The sequence below is a fragment of the Streptomyces sp. NPDC004111 genome, assembly GCF_042874215.1.
Taxonomy (GTDB): Bacteria; Actinomycetota; Actinomycetes; order Streptomycetales; family Streptomycetaceae; genus Streptomyces.
In genome coordinates this window covers 30,809-50,586 of sequence record NZ_JBIAMU010000016.1, presented here as the reverse complement: position 1 = coordinate 50,586, position 19,778 = coordinate 30,809, and the positions used below count along the sequence as shown (strand labels likewise).

17 protein-coding genes and 1 riboswitch are annotated in these 19,778 nt (G+C 72.0%); of the genes, 9 read left to right on the top strand and 8 right to left on the bottom strand.

What is annotated here, in order from left to right; all coding sequences use genetic code 11:
- Positions 1–29: 29 nt before the first annotated feature.
- The gene (locus ACFYVL_RS28790; protein ID WP_389249887.1) at positions 30–1,028 is read right to left on the bottom strand and encodes an LAETG motif-containing sortase-dependent surface protein; all 999 of its coding nucleotides are present in this window, start codon (positions 1,026–1,028) and stop codon (positions 30–32) included.
- A 490-nt stretch (positions 1,029–1,518) separates the two neighbouring features.
- Positions 1,519–1,842 carry a chorismate mutase gene (locus ACFYVL_RS28785; protein ID WP_389249885.1) on the bottom strand — a complete coding sequence of 108 codons (324 nt, stop codon included), beginning with the start codon at positions 1,840–1,842 and terminating at the stop codon, positions 1,519–1,521.
- Positions 1,843–2,202: 360 nt separating this feature from the next.
- Between ACFYVL_RS28785 and guaA the strand changes: the two genes are divergently transcribed.
- From guaA to ACFYVL_RS28765, 4 genes are all read left to right on the top strand, one after another.
- Positions 2,203–3,780 (top strand): glutamine-hydrolyzing GMP synthase, encoded by a 1,578-nt coding sequence (gene guaA, locus ACFYVL_RS28780; RefSeq protein WP_389249883.1) that lies wholly within the window; start codon positions 2,203–2,205, stop codon positions 3,778–3,780.
- Between the two features lie 110 nt (positions 3,781–3,890).
- Entirely contained in the window at positions 3,891–4,688 is a 798-nt protein-coding gene (locus tag ACFYVL_RS28775; RefSeq protein WP_389249881.1) for a class II aldolase/adducin family protein, read from the top strand.
- A 107-nt stretch (positions 4,689–4,795) separates the two neighbouring features.
- On the top strand, positions 4,796–6,061 hold the full coding sequence (locus tag ACFYVL_RS28770; protein WP_389249879.1) for a hypothetical protein: 1,266 nt from the start codon (positions 4,796–4,798) through the stop codon (positions 6,059–6,061).
- A 145-nt stretch (positions 6,062–6,206) separates the two neighbouring features.
- Positions 6,207–6,728 carry a DoxX family protein gene (locus ACFYVL_RS28765; protein ID WP_389249877.1) on the top strand — a complete coding sequence of 174 codons (522 nt, stop codon included), beginning with the start codon at positions 6,207–6,209 and terminating at the stop codon, positions 6,726–6,728.
- Here ACFYVL_RS28765 and ACFYVL_RS28760 read toward each other — a convergent pair.
- A complete protein-coding gene (locus ACFYVL_RS28760; RefSeq protein ID WP_389249875.1) occupies positions 6,635–6,898 on the bottom strand; it encodes a hypothetical protein in 264 nt (87 codons plus the stop codon). The two genes, ACFYVL_RS28765 and ACFYVL_RS28760, sit on opposite strands and share 94 nt — an antisense overlap.
- Positions 6,885–8,216 carry a PspC domain-containing protein gene (locus tag ACFYVL_RS28755; protein ID WP_389249873.1) on the bottom strand — a complete coding sequence of 444 codons (1,332 nt, stop codon included), beginning with the start codon at positions 8,214–8,216 and terminating at the stop codon, positions 6,885–6,887. The genes ACFYVL_RS28760 and ACFYVL_RS28755 overlap by 14 nt, the downstream gene beginning before the upstream one ends.
- 153 nt (positions 8,217–8,369) lie before the next feature.
- Here ACFYVL_RS28755 and ACFYVL_RS28750 point away from each other — a divergent pair, with 153 nt between their 5' ends.
- The 3 genes from ACFYVL_RS28750 to ACFYVL_RS28740 all read left to right on the top strand — a co-directional run bounded on the left by ACFYVL_RS28750 (position 8,370) and on the right by ACFYVL_RS28740 (position 11,626).
- Positions 8,370–9,674: a PspC domain-containing protein gene (locus tag ACFYVL_RS28750; RefSeq protein ID WP_389249872.1), complete on the top strand. Its 1,305-nt coding sequence runs from the start codon at positions 8,370–8,372 to the stop codon at positions 9,672–9,674.
- A complete protein-coding gene (locus tag ACFYVL_RS28745) occupies positions 9,671–10,378 on the top strand; it encodes a LuxR C-terminal-related transcriptional regulator (RefSeq protein WP_389249870.1) in 708 nt (235 codons plus the stop codon). Before ACFYVL_RS28750 ends, ACFYVL_RS28745 begins: the two co-directional genes overlap by 4 nt.
- Before the next feature lie 129 nt (positions 10,379–10,507).
- A complete protein-coding gene (locus ACFYVL_RS28740; protein ID WP_389249868.1) occupies positions 10,508–11,626 on the top strand; it encodes an alpha/beta hydrolase in 1,119 nt (372 codons plus the stop codon).
- Between the two features lie 15 nt (positions 11,627–11,641).
- Here ACFYVL_RS28740 and ACFYVL_RS28735 read toward each other — a convergent pair whose 3' ends face one another.
- Both ACFYVL_RS28735 and ACFYVL_RS28730 read right to left on the bottom strand, forming a co-directional pair.
- A complete protein-coding gene (locus ACFYVL_RS28735; RefSeq protein ID WP_389249866.1) occupies positions 11,642–11,800 on the bottom strand; it encodes a hypothetical protein in 159 nt (52 codons plus the stop codon).
- An 85-nt stretch (positions 11,801–11,885) separates the two neighbouring features.
- Positions 11,886–12,968: an NlpC/P60 family protein gene (locus ACFYVL_RS28730; RefSeq protein ID WP_389250213.1), complete on the bottom strand. Its 1,083-nt coding sequence runs from the start codon at positions 12,966–12,968 to the stop codon at positions 11,886–11,888.
- A 365-nt stretch (positions 12,969–13,333) separates the two neighbouring features.
- Between ACFYVL_RS28730 and ACFYVL_RS28725 the strand changes: the two genes are divergently transcribed.
- A complete protein-coding gene (locus ACFYVL_RS28725; protein WP_389249864.1) occupies positions 13,334–13,687 on the top strand; it encodes a hypothetical protein in 354 nt (117 codons plus the stop codon).
- Positions 13,688–13,795: 108 nt separating this feature from the next.
- On the opposite strand, the gene ACFYVL_RS28720 is transcribed toward ACFYVL_RS28725, so the two are convergent.
- Complete coding sequence (locus tag ACFYVL_RS28720) at positions 13,796–15,013, bottom strand: NlpC/P60 family protein (RefSeq protein WP_389249862.1); 1,218 nt, start codon at positions 15,011–15,013, stop codon at positions 13,796–13,798.
- Positions 15,011–15,181, bottom strand: a riboswitch (cyclic di-AMP (ydaO/yuaA leader). (Overlaps the previous gene by 3 nt.)
- Before the next feature lie 221 nt (positions 15,182–15,402).
- Between ACFYVL_RS28720 and pcrA the strand changes: the two genes are divergently transcribed.
- Positions 15,403–17,910 carry a DNA helicase PcrA gene (pcrA, locus tag ACFYVL_RS28715; RefSeq protein ID WP_389249860.1) on the top strand — a complete coding sequence of 836 codons (2,508 nt, stop codon included), beginning with the start codon at positions 15,403–15,405 and terminating at the stop codon, positions 17,908–17,910.
- Between the two features lie 71 nt (positions 17,911–17,981).
- On the opposite strand, the gene ACFYVL_RS28710 is transcribed toward pcrA, so the two are convergent.
- Complete coding sequence (locus ACFYVL_RS28710) at positions 17,982–19,685, bottom strand: M23 family metallopeptidase (protein WP_389249858.1); 1,704 nt, start codon at positions 19,683–19,685, stop codon at positions 17,982–17,984.
- Between the last annotated feature and the right edge of the window lie 93 nt (positions 19,686–19,778).

Below are 19,778 nucleotides of genomic sequence, written 5' to 3'. Positions count from 1 at the left end.
TCGCCGCGCCCTTTCCGTACGGGGTGCTGTTACGCGTCCGCCTTGCGACGGCGCACCAGGAACAGCGCACCGGCACCGAGCACGACGGCCGCGCCGCCCGCGAGGCCGATGACCGGCATCTGCGAGGACGCACCGGTCTCGGCGAGGTTGCCGGTGACCGCGGGCACCTTGCCCGGGGCCGGCTTGCCGACGGGCAGCGGCGTCTTGCCGCCCTCCTGCGGCTTGGTGCCGGAGGTGTCCGTACCGGACTTGACGATCTGGAACTTGTACGCGGTCTCGCCCGTGCCTATGCAGCCCTTGTCGACGTCGACGTAGACACCGCCGCCGAGCGTGAAGCCGGCACCGACCGGGGCGCCCGCGGCCACGTTGAGGCGCAGCTTGATGTCGATCTCGAAGTCGGGCTCCAGCGTGTCCGTCTCGCCGACGTAACCGGCGGCCAGGTCGTCCAGGCTGACGGGCTGCCAGCTCTTGCTGGTCTCGTCGTACGCCTGCAGCTGGACCTGCTTCGTGGTGAAGAGGTTGGAGCCGTCCTTGTCGGCGGCGGCGCCCGCGAACACCGCGACGCCGTTGAGCGTGCGGTCCGACGTGTTGTGGACGTTCAGGTTGAACGGGTGCCAGCCGCTGCCCGCGGCGATCTTGCCGGACAGGCCGCTGATCGTCAGGCCGATCGAGACGTCCTGGCACTCGCCCGGCAGTTCCTCGTCCGGGTCGGTGGGGCTCGGCGTGCCTGAGGGCGTCCGGCTCGGGGTGGCCGACGGCGTCTTGGTGGGAGTGGGGGTGGCCGAGGCCGAGGGGGTCCCGCTCGGCGTGGTCTCCGGGCTCTTCGAGGGGGTCGAAGGAGTCGACGGAGTGGTCTCGGGCGAGGTGCTCGGCGTCTCGGGGGCCGACGGCGTGCCGCTCGGCGTCGTGCTGACGGACGCGCTCGGCGAGGGGGACGTGGTGGCGTACGCGGCCGAGGCCGAGAACAGCGAAACCGGAGCGATGACAGCCGTGGCGGCCGCGAGGGCCAGGGAACGGCGAAGCTTCATGGGACCTCAGAAAGTCTGGCGCACCGACATGGGGGACGCGGTGCGAGATGTGAGGGGCCTGCGATGCGGATGTGCACCGGAGATTCCTGTGAGTACGCAAGGGAGACCAGTGGCTTTGACCAAAGGTTGTAACAGCACACACAAAACCTTTACGTGAGCTGCCTCACAGGGCGCTGCCGCTCCCGGCCGCTCCCGAGGTCCCGCCGGAGCCGGCGGTGGTGCCGGTCCCTGCGACCGGCTCCGGGCGTCCCCGGAGCCGACCGTCTGGGCGACCTGTGACGGCTGTCCCCTGCCGTCCGGCCGCGACACGCTGGGGCGAGGTCCCACGACGTACCTGCCAAGGCCCGTACGTCACACGCCCCAGCCGGGGCCACGCGTGGCACCGGGACCAACGAAGCCGCGTCCGCTCCGGTCACGCGCCGTACGAGTGAGTGCAGGAACGCACGCACTGCCCCCGAGGTCACCGCCGCCCGCACCGCCGCCGCGGAACTCAGACACGGCCCCGGCACAGCTCCAGCAGCGTCATCGCCAGCGTGGTGCCCGGCTTGCCCAGCGCGTCCCTGTAGTGGCCGAGCACGTCCATCTCGCGGGACAGGTTGACCCGGCGTCCGCCCGAGGTGATCCGGGCCTCCTGGATGACCGCCGAGACGGCCATCCGTTCCTGCACGAGGCCGATGATCCGGTCGTCGAGGGCGTCGATCCGCTCCCGCGCGCCCGTGATGAGGGCCGCGGCGTCCTCGGTGCGGGCGCCGGTGACCTCGGTGGCGGTGGCTGTCGTGGTGGCGGGGGAGGCCTGCGAAGTGGTGCTGCTCATGTCCGTACTCCTGGAGTGAAGGGGTGCGCCCCGTCGGTGGCTCTCGGGTCCGGAAACGACAGAACGCCCCGGGCCTGTCGGCCCGGGGCGCCTGGGAAGTCGCTTGTCTGTTGCTACAAGCAGCACGACCGTGGCAGCCGGACGGGCCGGTTGCCATAGGTAAAGACGAAGGTCTGGTGCTTGCGCATGGCCCCAGTATCGCCCCACGCGCGCGTGCCGCGTCAAGCCGGGCCCGACAGGCGGGACGGGCGGGGCGCGGCGGGCGGCGCGCACCGGGCGGAGGCGAGACGAAGCGGGCACCCCGGGCCCCGGTAGAATCGACAAAACCGACCCCCTGCTCCCACCGCCGGAAGGCCGCCAGTGTCATCTGCGTCCCCCGCTGCCGCGCCCGACGTCGTTCTCGTCGTCGACTTCGGTGCCCAGTACGCCCAGCTCATCGCCCGCCGTGTGCGGGAGGCCCGGATCTACAGCGAGATCGTCCCGAGCACCATGCCGGTGGCCGAGATGCTGGCCAAGAACCCGAAGGCGATCATCCTCTCCGGCGGTCCCTCCTCGGTGTACGCCGAGGGCGCCCCGTCCATCGACCGCGCGCTCTTCGAGGCAGGGGTCCCGGTCTTCGGCATGTGCTACGGCTTCCAGCTCATGGCCACCACCCTCGGCGGCACCGTCGACGACAACGGTGCCCGCGAGTACGGCCGCACCCCGCTGGCCGTGACGCGCTCCGGCTCCACCCTCTTCGAGGGCACCCCCGACGAGCAGTCGGTGTGGATGTCGCACGGCGACGCCTGCTCCGCCGCCCCCGAGGGCTTCACCGTCACCGCGTCCACCGACGTCGTACCGGTCGCCGCCTTCGAGAACGACGAGAAGAAGCTGTACGGCGTGCAGTACCACCCCGAGGTGATGCACTCCACGCACGGCCAGCAGGTCCTGGAGCACTTCCTCTACCGCGGCGCCGGCATCGAGCCCACCTGGACGACCGGCAACGTCATCGAGGAGCAGGTCGCCCTCATCCGCGAGCAGGTCGGCGACAAGCGCGTCATCTGCGGCCTCTCCGGAGGCGTTGACTCCGCGGTCGCCGCCGCCCTCGTCCAGAAGGCCATCGGCAACCAGCTGACCTGCGTCTACGTCGACCACGGGCTGATGCGCAAGGGCGAGACCGCGCAGGTCGAGAAGGACTTCGTCGCCGCGACCGGCGCCCGCCTGGTGGTCGTCGACGCGGAGAAGCGATTCCTCGACGCGCTGGCCGGCGTCTCCGACCCGGAGACCAAGCGGAAGATCATCGGCCGCGAGTTCATCCGGGTCTTCGAGCAGGCGCAGCTGGAGATCCTCCAGGAGGAGGGCCCCGAGGTCGCCTTCCTCGTGCAGGGCACCCTGTACCCGGACGTCGTCGAGTCCGGCGGCGGCACCGGCACCGCCAACATCAAGTCCCACCACAACGTGGGCGGACTCCCCGACGACATCGAGTTCGAGCTCGTCGAGCCGCTGCGCCAGCTGTTCAAGGACGAGGTCCGGATGGTCGGCCAGGAGCTCGGCCTGCCCGACGAGATCGTCCAGCGCCAGCCCTTCCCCGGGCCCGGCCTGGGCATCCGGATCGTCGGCGAGGTCACCAAGGAGCGGCTCGACCTGCTCCGCGAGGCCGACGCCATCGCCCGCGAGGAGCTGACGGCGGCCGGTCTGGACCGCGAGATCTGGCAGTGCCCGGTGGTGCTGCTCGCCGACGTGCGCTCGGTGGGCGTGCAGGGCGACGGCCGCACCTACGGCCACCCGATCGTGCTGCGCCCGGTCTCGTCCGAGGACGCCATGACGGCGGACTGGACGCGGATGCCGTACGACGTGCTGGCGAAGATCTCGACGCGGATCACCAACGAGGTGGCCGACGTCAACCGCGTGGTGCTCGACGTGACGAGCAAGCCGCCGGGGACCATCGAGTGGGAGTAGTCCCCACCCCCTGACAGCGCCGATGCCGCCGTCGCCTCTTCGAGGTGGCGGCGGCATCGCCGTGTCCGCCCCTCTGGTCTCCGTCCGTACCACGCGGTAGCTTCCGGCCCATGACCGCCGAGATACCCGCACCCCCGCCCGTGCCCCTCGACCGGCTCGACTTCGCGATGCCGCCCGTCCACGACGACCCGGCCGAGGAGCGCCGCTACCGCAAGGAACGGCTGGCCGGAGCGCTGCGGATCTTCGCCTCGTACGGGTACGAGGAGGGCGTGTCCGGGCACATCACGGCACGCGACCCGGAGTACGCCGACTGCTACTGGGTGAACCCCTTCGGGCTCGCCTTCGCCGACGTGACCGTGAGCGATCTGATCCTGGTCAACGGGGAGGGGCAGGTCGTCCAGGGGCGACGGCACGTCAACCAGGCCGCCTTCACCGTTCACGCCCAGGTGCACAAGGCGCGGCCGGACGTGGTGGCCGTCGCGCACACCCACTCCCTGCACGGGCGGGCGTTCAGCGCGCTCGGGGAACTGCTCGACCCCATCACCCAGGAGGCGTGCGCCTTCTACGAGTCGCACTCGCTGTACGACGCGTACACCGGGGTCGCCGTCGACCCGACCGAGGGGCGGTGGATCGCCGGGGCGCTCGGCACCCACAAGGCGGTGGTCCTGCGCAACCACGGGCTGCTGACGGTCGGCGACTCGGTGGACGCCGCCGCCTGGTGGTTCCACACGCTGGAGCGGTCCTGCCAGGTGCAGCTGACGGCGCGCGCGGCGGGCAAGCCGGTGCTGATCGCGCACAAGGAGGCGGTCGAGACGCGCGACCAGATCGGCAGCGACCTCGTGGCCTGGATCAACTACCAGTCGATGTGGCGGCGCGTCAGCAGGGCGGAACCCGAACTCCTGGACTGATCCGGCGCGCGTTGTGCGACCTGCCCCTCGGTACGGCACAATTCCCTTTCATCACATGGACGTTCATAGGTGAACAGTGCGTCGGGCGGGGAAGGGCGGCACGTGTCGTGGCGGTGCAAGAGGCGAGGCAGGACACCCACGGCGGAGGCTGCACCTGCGGTGACTGCCCGCACGGCGCCCGCGAGGGACACCGGCGCGCGGTCGCCGCGTTCCGCGCCAAACGGGACTCGCTCGCCTCGGGCGACGGCCTGCCGTCCGCCGTCGCGCACTCCGCGGGCGCGTCCCGGCAGTGGGTGTCGGACGAACTGACCCAGTCCGCCCGGGACGTCGCCGAACGCTCCCGCGAGGCAGGCGAGGTCGCGCTGCGGCTGCTGTGGCGCAGGACGCTGCTGGCGGTGTGGGGGGCGGTGGTGCTGCTCGCGCTGGTCCAGGCGTTCACCGCGATCGGGGCCGGCTGGACCGTGGCCCGTACCGCCGGACTGGTCGCGGCCCTGGTCACCGCGGGCCTGCTGACCGGCGCGGCCCGGGTGCACCGGGTGCGCGGCGGGCTGCTCGCGCCGCTGATCGGCGAGGACCACCGGCTCTCCACCTCGCGCGCCGTCGCGGCCTCCTGGGTGCTGCTCGCCGTCTTCTCGGTGCTCGTGCTGGCCGTGCAGCTGGCCGGGGCCTCCGACCCCGCGCGGCGGGACGCGCTGATCGCCGGACTCGAACTCGCCAGGAGCGCGGGCGTCCTGACCGTACTGGCGCTGACCTGCGCCATCGCCGTGATCGTGCGCCGGGTGGTGGGGGCACGGGTGCTGGGACAGACCCTCCAGAAGGTCCGGGCCGACCGGCCGCGCGCCGCCGACCTGCTCACCGACGACTCCGGGCGGGGGAACTTCGGGGACATCCAGTACGTTCTCGTGTCGACCGTCGCCGTGGTCTTCGCCGCCGTCCGCCTCGCCAGGCGCCCCGAGCAACTGCCCGACCTGCCCTGGGGGCTGGCGCTCCTCGTGGTGGTGTCGGCGGCCACGTACTTCGCCGGGAAGTACGCGGAGGGCGGCCGTCCCGTCGTGCTGTCCGTCGTACGGGCCAGGGAGGCGGGCGACCTCGACGGGCCGATCCGCACCGGCGACGACATCGAGATCCGGGGCGCCGGATTCGTACCGCCCGGGGCGCGCACACCGGACCGGCTGGCACGGATGGTGGTGCGGATCGGGACGGTGCACGTGCACGTGCCGCTGGTGCCGGTGCCCGGCGGCTTCGCCAACCCGACCGACAGCACGCTCACCGTGCCGGTCCCCGTCGAGGTCGAGCCCGGCGAGGTGGACGTCCAGGTGGTGACGGCCGCGGGCGTCGAGACGAACCGCTGCCGGATCGACGTCACCGACTGAGCCCGGCCCGCACCCCGGACACCGCCCCCTTCCGCACGCGGGGACGGGCGCCCCGGCCGCCCCGCGATGAGCCACGGCCACCCGTCGAACGTATGGTCACAGTGACGGGACGGGGCGAGCTTCACGGGAAGGCAGGGCCGGGGCCATGGCATACGGATTCGGGACAGCGGGCACGCGCGCGTACGGGACGAACGGGCCGCGCGGCTGGAGGCACAGCGCGAGCAGGTTCGCCCTCCTCCCGCTGCGGGCCTTCCTCGGCATCACCTTCGTCTACGCGGGCCTCGACAAGCTCACCGACAGCGCCTTCCTCTCCGCGAGCGGCACCGGCTCGATCGGCGAACTGATGCGCGCGGTGCGCGACAGCTCCGCCCTGCCGTGGCTCGTCGACCTGGCACTGAAGGCCCCCGAGGGCTTCGGCTACGCCATCGCCCTCGGTGAACTCCTCGTCGGCATCGGCACCCTGCTCGGCCTCTTCGCCCGGGTGGCCGCGGTCGGCGGGGCACTGATCTCGCTCAGCCTGTGGCTCACCGTCAGCTGGCAGACCACGCCCTACTACTACGGCAACGACCTCGCCTACCTCATGGCCTGGCTGCCGCTGGTGCTGGCCGGAGCCACCGTGTTCTCGCTGGACGCGATGCGCGCCCTGCGGCGCCGCCGCACGCTGTAGGCGACCAGCCCCAGGAACGAGGCCACCGCGAGACCCACGCACACCACCGGGATCAGCACCCACCACGGGGTGTCCCAGGCACCGGTGACGTCCGCCGCGTACAGCGCGGTCGCACCCAGGAAGGTCAGCCCCAGGACCGCCCGGCCCGGCTGGAACTCATGACGCAGCACGGCGCACCTCCACCTGGCCGACGCCCACTTCGAGGTGGAGCGCGAGGGTGCCCGCCGGCTTCGCACCGGCCGGCGGGTCCAGCGTCACCTGCTCCTCCGCACCGGTGCGCACCACGGAGTCCGTGGGGCCCTCGTCGGGCAACCGGATGTTCCCCATGCCGACCTCCATGTCGAGCCGTACGGTCGCGTTCGCGGGGACCACGACGCGCAGCACGCCCGCACCCACCTCGGCGCCGGTGCTCACGGTGCTCCCCTTCGGCACGGCGACGCCGGTCAGGTCGAGATTGCCCTCGCCCGCACCCAGTTCGTACTTCGGCTGGAGCGCCGCGGCGGTCGCGGGGCGCCAGTTGGTGACGCCCATGTCGGTGGTGATGTCCTTGGGGATCAGGGTGGCCGCGGTCAGCAGCCCGGCGGTGACCAGCGCCATGAAGATCGTTCCGGCGCCGATCCGGCCGAGGAAGGACCCGACGACCAGGCCGATGCCGAACACCGCGAGCGCGCACGCCAGACCGGTCGCCAGGCTCGTGCCCAGCGGGTGGCCCTGCCAGGTCGCGGACGTCCCGGCGGCACCGGCGACGAAGGCGGCGAGGAAGGTGAGCCCGCCGACCGAACGGGGGCGCGGGTCGTGGTGCCGCGGCGCCCGCTCCCACCGGGCGGCGGGCCGGCCGTCCTCGGGCCGCTCGTCGGCGGGGCCCCAGAGGTAGCTGTGCGGGACGGGGCCCGTGGTGCCGTCCTTGACGATCGGGTCGCGCCACCAGGAGGGCGCGCCGGGGACCGGCGGGGCCTTGGTCTCCGGCGGCGCCGCGACATCGCCGCCCTGGGCGGCGCCCGGCTCGTCGGAGGCCGCGGCCCTGCGCTGCCGGGACCACACGGTGCTGGCCCCCACGAGCAGCAGCAGCATCACGGAGAAGCCGAAGGCGCCGCCGTTGTGCAGCATCGTCAGGAACATGCCGCAGCCGACCAGCGCGAGGAGCACGGCGATCAGCGCGGGGCCGTCGACCCGGCCGGTCAGCAGCCGCTTCCCCTCGTTCTCCTCGTCGCCCTCCAGCGGAATCAGCAGCCAGGCGAAGCCGTACGCGATCAGGCCGATGCCGCCGGTCACGGCGGTCACACCGAGCACGATGCGGAAGATCACCGGATCGACGTCGAAGTACTCGCCGAGCCCGCCGCAGACGCCGCCGACCGTCTTGTGGCGGCGGCTGCGGCGCAGCGGGCGGGCGGGCTCGACGGGAGGATCGGCGAGGGTCGCACCGGCCGGGGCCGAGGGGCCCGCCGGGCCGTGGCCGGCCCGCGCCCCGTCGTCGTGGACTTCTGTCATACGCCCCATGGTGACCGTCATCGCAAGCGGGCGGCACCTGGGACGACCCTGGCTGATCCCTGATTTCCGTGCGGCGCACCCTGCGGTTTCCCTCAGGGGATTATGGGGTTTTCCCCCATGTGCGGGACCTGACGGCCGTGTGACCATCAAGGCATGTCGTCCATTGCCCCCGGTCGCCGAGCGGCTCGCACACCAGCCTCCGAGAAGGACTCGGCGGCCCCGCCCCCGCGCAAGCTCTACCGCAGCGCGGACGGGCGGATGCTCGGCGGAGTCGCGCGCGGGCTCGCCGGACACCTGGGGCTGCCGGTCGTCTGGGTGCGGATCGCGTTCTTCGCGCTGTTCCTCACCCAGGGGCTCGGCGCACTGGTCTACGCGGTGTTCTGGTTCTTCGTGCCGCTGGGCGTCGGCGGAGTGGAGACCGAGCCGCGCAGCGCCTTCGAGACCGGCCCCGACGGCCGCCGCCGGCTGCGGATGCCCGACAAGGGGCAGGTCGCCGCCCTCGTCGCGCTGTGCGTCGGCGCCGCGATCTTCATGGACAACGTCGACACCACCGGCTCCGGCCGGTACATCTGGCCGCTGCTGCTCACCGGACTGGGCGTCGTACTGGTCTGGCGCCAGGCCGACAACGCCCGCCGGGCGCACTGGACCGAGGGCGACTCCCGCCGCCGCCGGATGCTCCAGGTGATGCGCGGCCTCGCCGGCGTGGCCCTGGTCGGGGTGGGCGTGACGGTCTTCCTGGTCGTCCGCGGCTCCGCCGCCCAGCTGGGCAACGCACTGACGGCCGCGCTCGCCGTGATCGCCGGGATAGGCCTGCTGGCGGGCCCCTATCTCGTGCGGATGACACAGGACCTCTCCGAGGAACGACTGATGCGCATCCGGGCCCAGGAACGGGCCGAGGTCGCCGCCCACGTCCACGACTCGGTGCTGCACACCCTCACCCTGATCCAGCGCAACGCCGACGACGGCTCGGAGGTACGGCGCCTGGCCCGCGCCCAGGAGCGCGAGCTGCGCAACTGGCTCTACAAGCCCGAGGGCACCGGCAAGGACGCCGAGGAGGAGCCCAGCACCCTCGCCGAGGCCGTGAAGCGGGCGGCGGCCGAGGTGGAGGACAAGCACGGGGTGCCGCTGGAGGTCGTGGTCGTCGGCGACTGCCCGCTCGACGAGAAGCTCACCGCACAGATGCAGGCCGCGCGCGAGGCAATGGTGAACGCCGCCAAGTACGGTGGCGAGGGCGGGGCGGTGCAGGTCTTCGCGGAGGTCGAGGGCCGCTCGGTGTTCGTCTCCGTGCGCGACCGCGGCCCCGGCTTCGATCTGGACTCGATTCCCGGCGACCGGATGGGCGTACGAGAATCGATCATCGGCCGGATGGAGCGCAACGGCGGCAGCGCGCAACTTCGCTCCGCGCCCGACGGGGGCACGGTGGTGGAGCTGGACATGGAGAGGGCGGCGGACGCATGACCGAGCAGGGCACGAGCGAGCAGGGCGGCACCGGGGGAGCGGACCGGCACGTCAGGGTGGTGCTGGTCGACGACCACCGGATGTTCCGCACCGGAGTGCAGGCGGAGATCGGGCAGACCGACACCACCGGCGTCGAGGTGGTGGGCGAGGCGGCCGACGTCGACCAGGCGGTCACCGTCATCACCGCGACCCGGCCCGAGGTGGTCCTCCTCGACGTGCACCTGCCGGGCGGCGGCGGCGTGGAGGTACTGCGCCGGTGCGCGCCCCTGATGTCGGACGCCGAGCGGCCCGTACGGTTCCTGGCGCTGTCGGTGTCGGACGCGGCGGAGGACGTCATCGGCGTCATCCGGGGCGGCGCCCGCGGCTACGTCACCAAGACGATCACCGGCGCCGACCTGATCAACTCGGTGTTCCGGGTGCAGGACGGCGACGCGGTCTTCTCGCCGCGGCTGGCCGGCTTCGTCCTGGACGCCTTCGCCTCCACGGACGCGCCGCCGGTCGACGAGGACATGGACCGCCTCACCCAGCGCGAGCGCGAGGTGCTGCGGCTGATCGCCCGCGGCTACGCGTACAAGGAGATCGCCAAGCAGCTGTTCATCTCGGTGAAGACGGTCGAGTCGCACGTCTCCGCGGTGCTCCGCAAGCTCCAGCTCTCCAACCGGCACGAGCTGACCCGCTGGGCGACGGCCCGGCGGCTGGTCTGACGGAAAGCCGCACAGAGGTTCTCACCTGCGGTTCTGTGCGGACGGGGGTGCGGCACGGGTGTGAGGCGCGTGACAGTGCCGTGAAGTCCGGCAACCCGGGCCGAATCCCGGCCCTCTAGTACTCATGTGATGAGTCTGACGGGGACCCCCTTCTTCGTGACCGCGATCGTGCTGCTCGCGCTCGCGGTCGTCCTGCCGCTCGCGGTGTGGAGCCGGGTGCGCGGGCCGGCCGTGGTGCGCGGCCTCTTGCGGCTGCTGATGCTGCTGTTCGCCCAGATCACCGCCATCACCGTGGTCTTCGTCGCGGTCAACAACGCCAACGGCCTGTACGACACCTGGGAGGACCTGCTCGGCACCGGCGACCACGTCGGCACCGCGGCCGACCTGGGCCCCGACGGCACCGGCGGCCAGAAGCCCGCCGACCAGCCGAAGCAGGTGGCCGAGTTCAAACCGGCCGGTGACGCCAGGATGGGCGAGGGCGTCCAGGTCACCCAGCTCCGGGGCCGGATCTCCGGCGTCGAGGGCGAGGTGTACGTGTGGCTGCCCCCGCAGTACGACGACCCCGCCCACAAGGACACGAAGTTCCCGGTGGTCGAGCTGCTGCCCGGCTACCCCGGCTCGGCCAAGGCCTGGTTCGGCACCCTCCAGGTCAACAAGCAGCTCAAGCCGCTCATGGAGCAGGGCAAGGTCAAGCCGTTCATCCTGGTCTCGCCGCGCACCACCCTGCTCGGCGACCAGACCGACACCGGCTGCGCCAACACCCCCGGCAAGGTCAACGCCGAGACCTGGCTGAGCGTGGACGTGCGGAAGATGGTCTCCGACACCTTCCGAGCCTCGGACAGGGCCGTGGACTGGGCCGTCGGCGGCTACTCGGCGGGCGCGCACTGCGCGGCCAAGCTGGCCGTCGCGCACCCCGACCGCTACCGGGCCGCGTTCAGCCTCTCCGGCTTCAACGATCCCAACGGCGAACCCGCCGCGCTCACCGCGGCCACCCCCGAACTGCGCCGCGCCAACAACCCGTACCACCTGCTCAAGGCGGCGAACGCGGCGCACCGGCCGCCGCGCACCGCACTGTTCGTCTCGGGTGCGGCGGGCGACGGCTACGAGAGCGGCACCGCGCTCAAGGGCGTCGCGAAGAAGCCGACGACGGTGCGCGTGGTGAAGCTGAGCGGACCCCATGGCACCAGCGTGTGGAAGCAGCAGGTGCCGGAGGTCTTCCACTGGCTGTCGGAGCAGGTCGGCAAGTAGCGGGTGGCGCGGCGGTCAGGCGCGGCGGCCTCGTCCGCCGCGCAGCCTGCCGAAGAGCTGCTTGGCCTGGGCGCGCCTGCGCGGGTCGGCCGCCTCGCGGCGGCCCCTGGCGATGGTGCGGCGCCCCTGCGGACTGCGCGCGTACCTCTTGAGCTTGTCGAAGATGCCCGGCATGGCTGTCCCTCCGGTCGTCCAGTGCGCCGTGGAGGTCACGGCCCTGCCGGGCTTGTACCCGGGCCCGGCCCGCTGATGCTGTGGATCAGGCCGGCCGGGTCGCCCCCGTCAGCGGCATCTGGTCGATCGGCGCGATCCGCACCGGGGCGCCGGGCCGCGGGGCGTGGATCATCCGGCCGTCGCCGATGTACAGGCCGACGTGGGTGATGCCGGAGTAGAAGAACAGCAGGTCTCCCGGCGCGAGCTGGGAACGCGCGACCCGCTGTCCCGCGTTGATCTGGGTGTACGTGGTCCGCGGCAGCGAGACCCCCGCCGAGCGCCAGGCGGCCTGCGTCAGCCCGGAGCAGTCGAAGGAGGAGGGGCCGGTGGCGCCCCAGACATAGGGCTTGCCGAGCGCGCCGTAGGCGAACGCGACGGCCTGCGCGGCGCGGGCGTTGGGGGCCCGGGTGCCGCCGCGCGGCATCTCGGCACGCCCCGAGGACCCGCGGTCCGCGCGCTCACCGCCCGCCTCGCCGTGCCCGTCCTGGGCGGCGTACCGGGCCCGGTCCTCGGCGCCGAGCCGTGCCAGCAGCTGTTCGGCCCCGGCGATCTTCTGCTGGATCGTCGCCTTCTGCTTCTTCAGCTCGCTCTGTTCCGCGGTGAGTTCGGTGAAGCGCCGGTCCGCGGCGGCCCGCAGCCGGCCGATCTCGACGACCTGCCGGTGCGCGTCCCGCACCTTGGCCGCCTGCCGCTCCCCGGCGCGTCCGGCGAGCGCGGCCCGCTCCAGATAGCGGTCGGGGTCCGAGGACAGCGCGACCTGGAGGGCGGGCTCGACGCCCCCGGTGCGGTACTGCGCGGTGGCCAGCGAGCCGAGCGACCGGCGGGCCGCGTTGAGCCGCTCGGTCTTGCGTGCCGCCTGGTCCCGGAGCGAGTCCAGGGACTTCTTCGTGCGGTCCGACTTCTCCTTGACCCCGTTGTACGCCTCGGTGGCGGTCTCGGCGTCGTGGTAGAGCTTGTCGACCTTCGACTTGATCTGCGCCGGGGTGAGGTTCGGTTCCGCGTGTGCGGTGCCCTCCAGGGCGGTGGTGCCCGCCGCCCCCGCCAGTGCGAGGGTGACCGCGGTGGTACGGGCGGTACGAGCGGTGCCGCCGGTGAGTGAGCGCGGCTTGGGCTTCCGGTGCGATGCCACGAGGGCCTTCACGTCCTTCCACGGGTGCGTCCGTCCGTCGCGCACGAGCCTTCCGTACGCGTCCGGCGGCGGCCCCGACCAGGGGGGATACGGGGCCGCCGCCGGATTCTCTCGGCGGTGCGGCCGACGACCGGCCCGGGGTCGGGACGGTGTGGGGAGTCGGCCACCTGGGGAGGGACGCTAAACCTGGGCGTCACGGCGCAGCCTTCGAATGACCACTAGTGATCGAAAGTGGCGTACGGCTGTCCGCGTGCGATCGGGCGAATGCGGGCGGAATCTACACTTCCGCTCTCTCCGTGACCGAGGGGGCACAAGTGCCCGCCCTGCCGGAAGAAGCCTGATAAGGCCTGGCTAGGCTCCGCCACATGGACGTACTCACGCATGTCTTCGTAGGCCTGCACATCATCGGCATCGCCGCGCTGCTCGGCGGCTTCCTGACCCAGATGAAGGCGATGGGCGCCGGTACCGCCCGCTTCACCCCCGCGATGCTGCACGGCGCGCTGACGATGCTGGTCACCGGCATGATCCTGGTCGGCATCCACCAGGCCCAGGACCACTCCGTCAACAACATCAAGATCGGCGTCAAGCTGGCGGTCCTGGTGGTGATCCTCGGGCTCGTCTACGTCAAGCGCGACGAGGAGAAGGTGGAGAAGGGCCTGTTCGGCGCGGTCGGCGGACTGACGGTCGCCAACATCTTCATCGCCGTCCTGTGGACCTGAGCCGCCCGGTCGCCGCGGGCCGTCCGTTTGACCTGGGCCGCCCGGGGGCCTGAGCCGCCCCGCGGACCTCGGCGGTCCGGGGGCCCGAGCCGTCCGGGCCCGGGAGGCTCAGGCCGGCCGTACGCTGCCGTAGATCGGCATGTAGTAGATCGACTCCTCGCGCACGTTCGCCCCCGGCTTGGGCGCGTGGATCATCATGCCGTCGCCCTTGTAGATGCCGACGTGGCTGATGTCGTCGTAGAAGAAGACCAGGTCACCGGGTTTCAGGTCCTTGGTGGCGACCGAAGTGCCGACCTTCACCTGGTCCCAGGTGGTCCGCGGCAGCTTCACCCCGGCCTCCCGCCAGGCGGCCTGCGTCAGCCCCGAGCAGTCGTACGAGGCGGGGCCGGTCGCCCCCCAGACGTACGGCTTGCCGATCTGGGCGCGGGCGAAGGCCAGCACCTTCGCGGCCTTGGCCGCGTAGCCGCTGTCGCTCCCGGAACCGGTGCCGGAGCCCGTCCCGGAACCGGTGCCGGTCCCGGTTCCCGTACCGCTGCCCGGGTCCTGCTTCTCCTTCTCCTTCTCCCGCGCCTTCCGCGCGGCCTCGTCCTTCTCCCGCCGGGCCTCCTCCGCGGCCTGCTGCCGCGCCATCTCGTCCGCCCGGCGCTTGGCCTGCGCCTCGCGCTGCCGCTCCAGCTCCGCGAGCCTGGCCTTCTCCTCGGCGGTCAGCCGCGACAGCAGCCCGCGGGCCTGCGCGAGCTTGTTCTGCACCTCCTGCTTGGACCGGCGCAGGGTGGCCTGCGACGCGGTCAGCTTCTCCAGGCCGCCGGTCGCCTCGGCCCGCTTCCTCGCCGCCGACTGCTGCTGCGCGCCGTAGTCGGCGATCAGCTTCTTCTGCCGCTCGGTCGCCCGGGACATCAGCCGGCGCGAGTCGAAGTACGACTGCGGGTCCTTGGCCAGCAGCATCGCGGCGGTGGGACCGACCGACCCGCTGCGGTACTGCGAGGCGGCGAAGGTGCCGAGCGTGCGCCGGGCCTCGTTCAGCCTGTCGGTGCGCCGGGCGACGTCGTCGAGCAGCCCGGAGACCTTCTCGCGCTGGCGCGCGGTGGCCTCCTTGGCCTGGTTGTACTTCTGCGTCTCCGCACCGGCCTGCCGGTACAGGTCGTCGACCTTCTTCTGGACGTCCTCGACCGTCGGCTTCGGCGCGGCCGGAGCGGCCTGCGCGGACTGGGTGACCAGGCCGACCGTGACCAGGGCGGCGGTCGTGACGCCGATGCCGGGGGCGGAGGACCGGATCAGCGACGAGGCGCGGGGGCGCGGCTTGCGATGCGATGCCAAGACAGGCATTCCTTCCGTGGACCGCCTACCGGGTTAGCTGTCGGGTTCGGGCAGTGGAAACGGAAGGCGCCCTACGGCCCAGGTCGTGGGGGTACGGGCCGATTCACCCCGGTGTTGCGCGTGGGTCCCCGGTTCCGAACCGCCGTGCGGGCGGCGCGAATTCGGCGCGAGATGCCCGCTTCCGGCGCGGTTCGCCGAGGGGGGTACGGGCCGCTCGCGCAGCACCGTAGCCAATCCCTGTGACGGGTGGGAAGCCTGATGTTCGATATGCCCGATACATTTTCGTGACCTTGTCGTGGCAGCGTCATGCGGTGCCGTGACTGTGTCCGCCCGGTCACCGAAGGTTGTGGCGCAATCCGGGACCGGCTGTCAGTGGGGCCGCCTAGACTCGGTAGGCGATGAGCAGCCTCTTTGACGACAGTTTCCTGGCCGATCTCCAGCCCAAGGACGACCCGGCCCCGCCGCCCCCCGAGGACACCGAGGAAGGTGCCCCCGAGGAGGAGGTTCCGCACGACCTCTTCGAGGGCGCCTTCGACGCGCCTCCGGTGGCCCGCGACGCCTACTACCGCGACGGCGCCCCGCGCCCGGTGGTCGACGCCGCCGCCCTCCTGGACGGGCTGAACGACAACCAGCGCGCCGCCGTCGTGCACGCCGGGTCGCCGCTGCTCATCGTGGCCGGTGCCGGATCCGGCAAGACCCGGGTGCTGACCCACCGCATCGCGCACCTGCTCGCCGCCCGCGGCGTGCACCCGGGGCAGATCCTCGCCATCACCTTCACCAACAAGGCCGCCGCCGAGATGAAGGAGCGCGTCGAGGCCCTGGTCGGCCCGCGCGCGAACGCCATGTGGGTGTCCACCTTCCACAGCGCGTGCGTGCGCATCCTGCGCCGCGAGTCCAAGAAGCTGGGCTTCACCAGCTCCTTCTCGATCTACGACGCCGCCGACTCCAAGCGCCTGATGGCCCTGGTCTGCCGCGACCTGGACCTGGACCCCAAGCGCTTCCCGCCCAAGTCCTTCAGCGCCAAGATCTCCAACCTGAAGAACGAGCTGGTGGACGAGGAGACCTTCGCCGGCCAGGCCGCCGACGGCTTCGAGAAGACCCTCGCCCAGGCGTACGCGATGTACCAGTCCCGCCTCCGCGAGGCGAACGCGCTGGACTTCGACGACATCATCATGACCACGGTGCACCTGCTCCAGGCGTTCCCGGACGTCGCCGAGCACTACCGGATGCGTTTCCGGCACGTCATGGTCGACGAGTACCAGGACACCAACCACGCCCAGTACACCCTGGTCCGGGAGCTGGTCGGGCCGTCCGGCGAGGGCCGCGCCCCCGGCGAGCTGTGCGTCGTCGGTGACGCCGACCAGTCGATCTACGCCTTCCGCGGCGCCACCATCCGCAACATCCTCCAGTTCGAGGAGGACTACCCCGACGCCACGACGATCCTGCTGGAGCAGAACTACCGCTCCACCCAGACGATCCTCACCGCCGCCAACGCCGTCATCGAGCGCAACGAGAACCGCCGCGCGAAGAACCTGTGGACCGACGCCGGCGCCGGCTCCCTGATCACCGGGTACGTCGCCGACACCGAGCACGACGAGGCCCAGTTCGTCGCCGAGGAGATCGACCGGCTCACCGACGCGGGCGACGCCAAGGCGGGCGACGTCGCCGTCTTCTACCGCACCAACGCCCAGTCCCGCGTCTTCGAAGAGATCTTCATCCGGGTCGGCCTGCCCTACAAGGTCGTCGGCGGCGTCCGCTTCTACGAGCGCAAGGAGGTCCGCGACGTCCTCGCGTACCTGCGCGTGCTGTCCAACCCCGAGGACACCGTCCCGCTGCGCCGCATCCTCAACGTGCCCAAGCGCGGCATCGGCGAGCGCGCCGAGGCGATGATCGACGCACTGTCGCTGCGCGAGCGGATCAGCTTCCCGCAGGCCCTGCGCCGCGTCGACGAGGCGTACGGAATGGCCGCCCGCTCGGCCAACGCCGTCAAGCGCTTCAACACGCTGATGGAGGATCTGCGGACGATCGTCGAGTCCGGCGCCGGACCGGCCGTCGTCCTGGAGGCCGTGCTGGAGCGCACCGGGTACCTCGCCGAACTCCAGGCGTCCACCGACCCGCAGGACGAGACCCGCGTCGAGAACCTCCAGGAACTCGCCGCCGTGGCGCTGGAGTTCGAGCAGGAGCAGGAGCAGGAGGGCGACGCGGAGGCAGCAGGGGCTGCCGCCCCGCGTGGCACCCTCGCCGAGTTCCTGGAGAAGGTCGCGCTGGTCGCCGACTCCGACCAGATCCCCGACGAGGACGAGGACGGCTCGGGCGTCATCACCCTGATGACCCTGCACACCGCCAAGGGCCTCGAATTCCCGGTGGTCTTCCTGACCGGCATGGAGGACGGCGTCTTCCCGCACATGCGGGCGCTCGGCCAGGTCAAGGAGCTGGAGGAGGAGCGCAGGCTCGCGTACGTCGGCATCACCCGCGCCCGCGAGCGGCTGTACCTCACCCGCTCCACCCTGCGCAGCGCCTGGGGCCAGCCGTCGTACAACCCGGCCTCGCGCTTCCTGGAGGAGATCCCCGAGACGCATCTGACCTGGAAGCGGACGGGCGCGCAGATCCCGGCCGGTCCGGTGTCCGGCTCGGGCCGCGGCGGCTCGGGCGTGGCGTCCTCGCTGTCCTCTTCGCTCAACGCGCAGAAGAACCGTCGTGGCCCGTCCGGGTTCGCGACCGGGCGCGCCACCGACAAGCCGGTGATCGGCCTCGCCGTCGGCGACCGGGTCACCCACGACCAGTTCGGCCTGGGGACGGTGATGTCGGTGACCGGCTCGGGGTCCGACGCCCAGGCGACGATCGACTTCGGCGACGAGCGCCCGAAGAAGCTGCTGCTGCGGTACGCGCCGGTCGAGAAGCTGTAGCGGTCCGCTCGTGACGAGGGGCCCCGCACCAACAGGTGCGGGGCCCCTCGTCACGACGGTTCGTGAACGGCCTACGTCGGGTCCAGGCCGTGGCTGCGGAACCAGGCCAGCGGGTCGACGGCGGACTCGCCGCCGGGCCGGACCTCGAAGTGCAGGTGCGGTCCGGTGGAGTTGCCGGAGCTGCCCGAGTAGCCGATGACGTCGCCCGCCTTCACCGAGCCGGAGCGGACCTTGGTGGAGCCGAGGTGGCAGTACCAGGTCTCGACGCCCTTCGGCGAGACGACCTTCATCATGTTTCCGTACGCGACGTTGTACTCGGCGCTGACCTCGCCGTCGGTCGCCGCCATCACGGGCGTGCCGTAGTCGACGGGGAAGTCGATGCCGGTGTGCACGGCCGCCCAGTTGACGCCGGCCTGGCCGTAGTAGGCGCTGAGTCCGTGCTGCGCGACCGGGAGCGCGTACTTGGGGCGGGCGGCCTCCTTGCGGGCTGCCTCCTCCGCCTTCCGCTTCTTCTCGGCGTCCTGGCGTTCCTTGAGGTCGATGCGCTCCTGCGTACGGCTGGCGCGGTCGCCGAAGTCGCGGGCGTCGGCGCTCAGGCCGGCGAGCTGGGTGTCGAGCTTGTTGTTGACGGCGACGGGCTTCACGGTCGTCGGGTCGGCGGCGGCCATCGGCATCGGCTTCGTCTTGGCCTCGTCCGCCCCGGCGACTCCGCCGACGGAAGCGGCGGCGATTCCTGCGACGCCCATGACACAGGCGGAGGGTACGGCGACGGTGAGGAGGGCCGAGCGCTTGGCGGGGGTGCGGCGGCGGCCGCGGTTGGCGGGGGCTCGGCGGGCGGCGCGGGGGCCGACCGCCGCGAGTTCCGGTTCGGGGCCAGGGCCGGAGCCGTCGCCGCCGTGGGAGCGGGGGTGCCCGGGGGAGTGCGCGTGGTCCGGATCCAGGGTGACAGCGGGGAACTCGGCGGTGCTGTGCACGGCCTCGTCGTCGTGGTGGCCGTCGAAGGGGTTCCCGGCGGAATCCTCGGCCTGGTGGGGGAACTCGTCGTGCGCGCCGGCGGGTTCGGGCTCCGTCGCGGTGGCCTCGGTGTTCCAGGCGGTGGCGTCGAAGTCGCCGGTCCCAACGTTTCCGCTGTCGAAGGCGGAGGGCTCGAAGGACGAGGTGTCGAAGGCCGCGGTCTCGAAGGCGCCGGCTTCGAAGCTGCCGGTCTCGAAGGATCCGGTCTCGAAGCTGCCGGTTCCGTACGACCCGGTCGTCTCGAAGGACCCGGTGTCGAAGGAGGAGGAGCCGGAGGTGAAGGCGCCGGTGTCGAAGCTGCCGGTCTCGGGGCTCGCGCCGTACGGCTGCCACTGGTGACCGGAGGAGGCGTCGGCCGGGTACCCGAACTGTCCGGCGTCGAACTGGCCGGTCTCGAAGGGCGACTGGTGGGCCTGGTGGATCTGGTCGGCCTGGTTCCAGGCGGTCGCGTCCCACTGGCCGGTGGCCATCGAGTCGGCGGTGTACGCGGTCTGGGCCGGAATGTCGGCGCCCGTCGGATGTCCGCCGAGCCGGCTCCAGCTGCCGGTGCCGTCGTGGCCCTGGTCCTGGAGGTGCTGGGTGTGTGCGCCGTAGGCGTCGTACCCGAGGTGCTGCTGCGAGCCGGTGTCCCACTGTGTGGTGTCGTACTGGCCGCTGTGCCCGCCGGTCCCGGCGTGGGGCAGTCCGCCGAAGAGCGGATCGGTCTCGAAACTGCCGGTGGGGTACGTGTCGTACCCGGCGTGGGGTTGCTGGTCGTTCACCAACGTCTCTCTCGCCTCGGCAGCAGGGCCTGTTTCCCGGGGGTACGGGGGGTACCCGGAGTGAAAGCAGTGGCGCGACTGTACCCGGCGGTA

What these genes read in the sequence shown, in the direction of transcription:
- ACFYVL_RS28790 (WP_389249887.1), bottom strand. Translation starts at nt 1,028, where the DNA reads ATGAAGCTTCGCCGTTCCCTGGCCCTCGCGGCCGCCACGGCTGTCATC.
- ACFYVL_RS28785 (WP_389249885.1), bottom strand. Translation starts at nt 1,842, where the DNA reads ATGAGCAGCACCACTTCGCAGGCCTCCCCCGCCACCACGACAGCCACC.
- ACFYVL_RS28775 (WP_389249881.1), top strand. Translation starts at nt 3,891, where the DNA reads ATGACCGCCGAGATACCCGCACCCCCGCCCGTGCCCCTCGACCGGCTC.
- ACFYVL_RS28765 (WP_389249877.1), top strand. Translation starts at nt 6,207, where the DNA reads ATGGCATACGGATTCGGGACAGCGGGCACGCGCGCGTACGGGACGAAC.
- ACFYVL_RS28755 (WP_389249873.1), bottom strand. Translation starts at nt 8,216, where the DNA reads ATGACAGAAGTCCACGACGACGGGGCGCGGGCCGGCCACGGCCCGGCG.
- ACFYVL_RS28750 (WP_389249872.1), top strand. Translation starts at nt 8,370, where the DNA reads ATGTCGTCCATTGCCCCCGGTCGCCGAGCGGCTCGCACACCAGCCTCC.
- ACFYVL_RS28745 (WP_389249870.1), top strand. Translation starts at nt 9,671, where the DNA reads ATGACCGAGCAGGGCACGAGCGAGCAGGGCGGCACCGGGGGAGCGGAC.
- ACFYVL_RS28740 (WP_389249868.1), top strand. Translation starts at nt 10,508, where the DNA reads ATGAGTCTGACGGGGACCCCCTTCTTCGTGACCGCGATCGTGCTGCTC.
- ACFYVL_RS28735 (WP_389249866.1), bottom strand. Translation starts at nt 11,800, where the DNA reads ATGCCGGGCATCTTCGACAAGCTCAAGAGGTACGCGCGCAGTCCGCAG.
- ACFYVL_RS28725 (WP_389249864.1), top strand. Translation starts at nt 13,334, where the DNA reads ATGGACGTACTCACGCATGTCTTCGTAGGCCTGCACATCATCGGCATC.
- ACFYVL_RS28720 (WP_389249862.1), bottom strand. Translation starts at nt 15,013, where the DNA reads ATGCCTGTCTTGGCATCGCATCGCAAGCCGCGCCCCCGCGCCTCGTCG.
- pcrA (WP_389249860.1), top strand. Translation starts at nt 15,403, where the DNA reads ATGAGCAGCCTCTTTGACGACAGTTTCCTGGCCGATCTCCAGCCCAAG.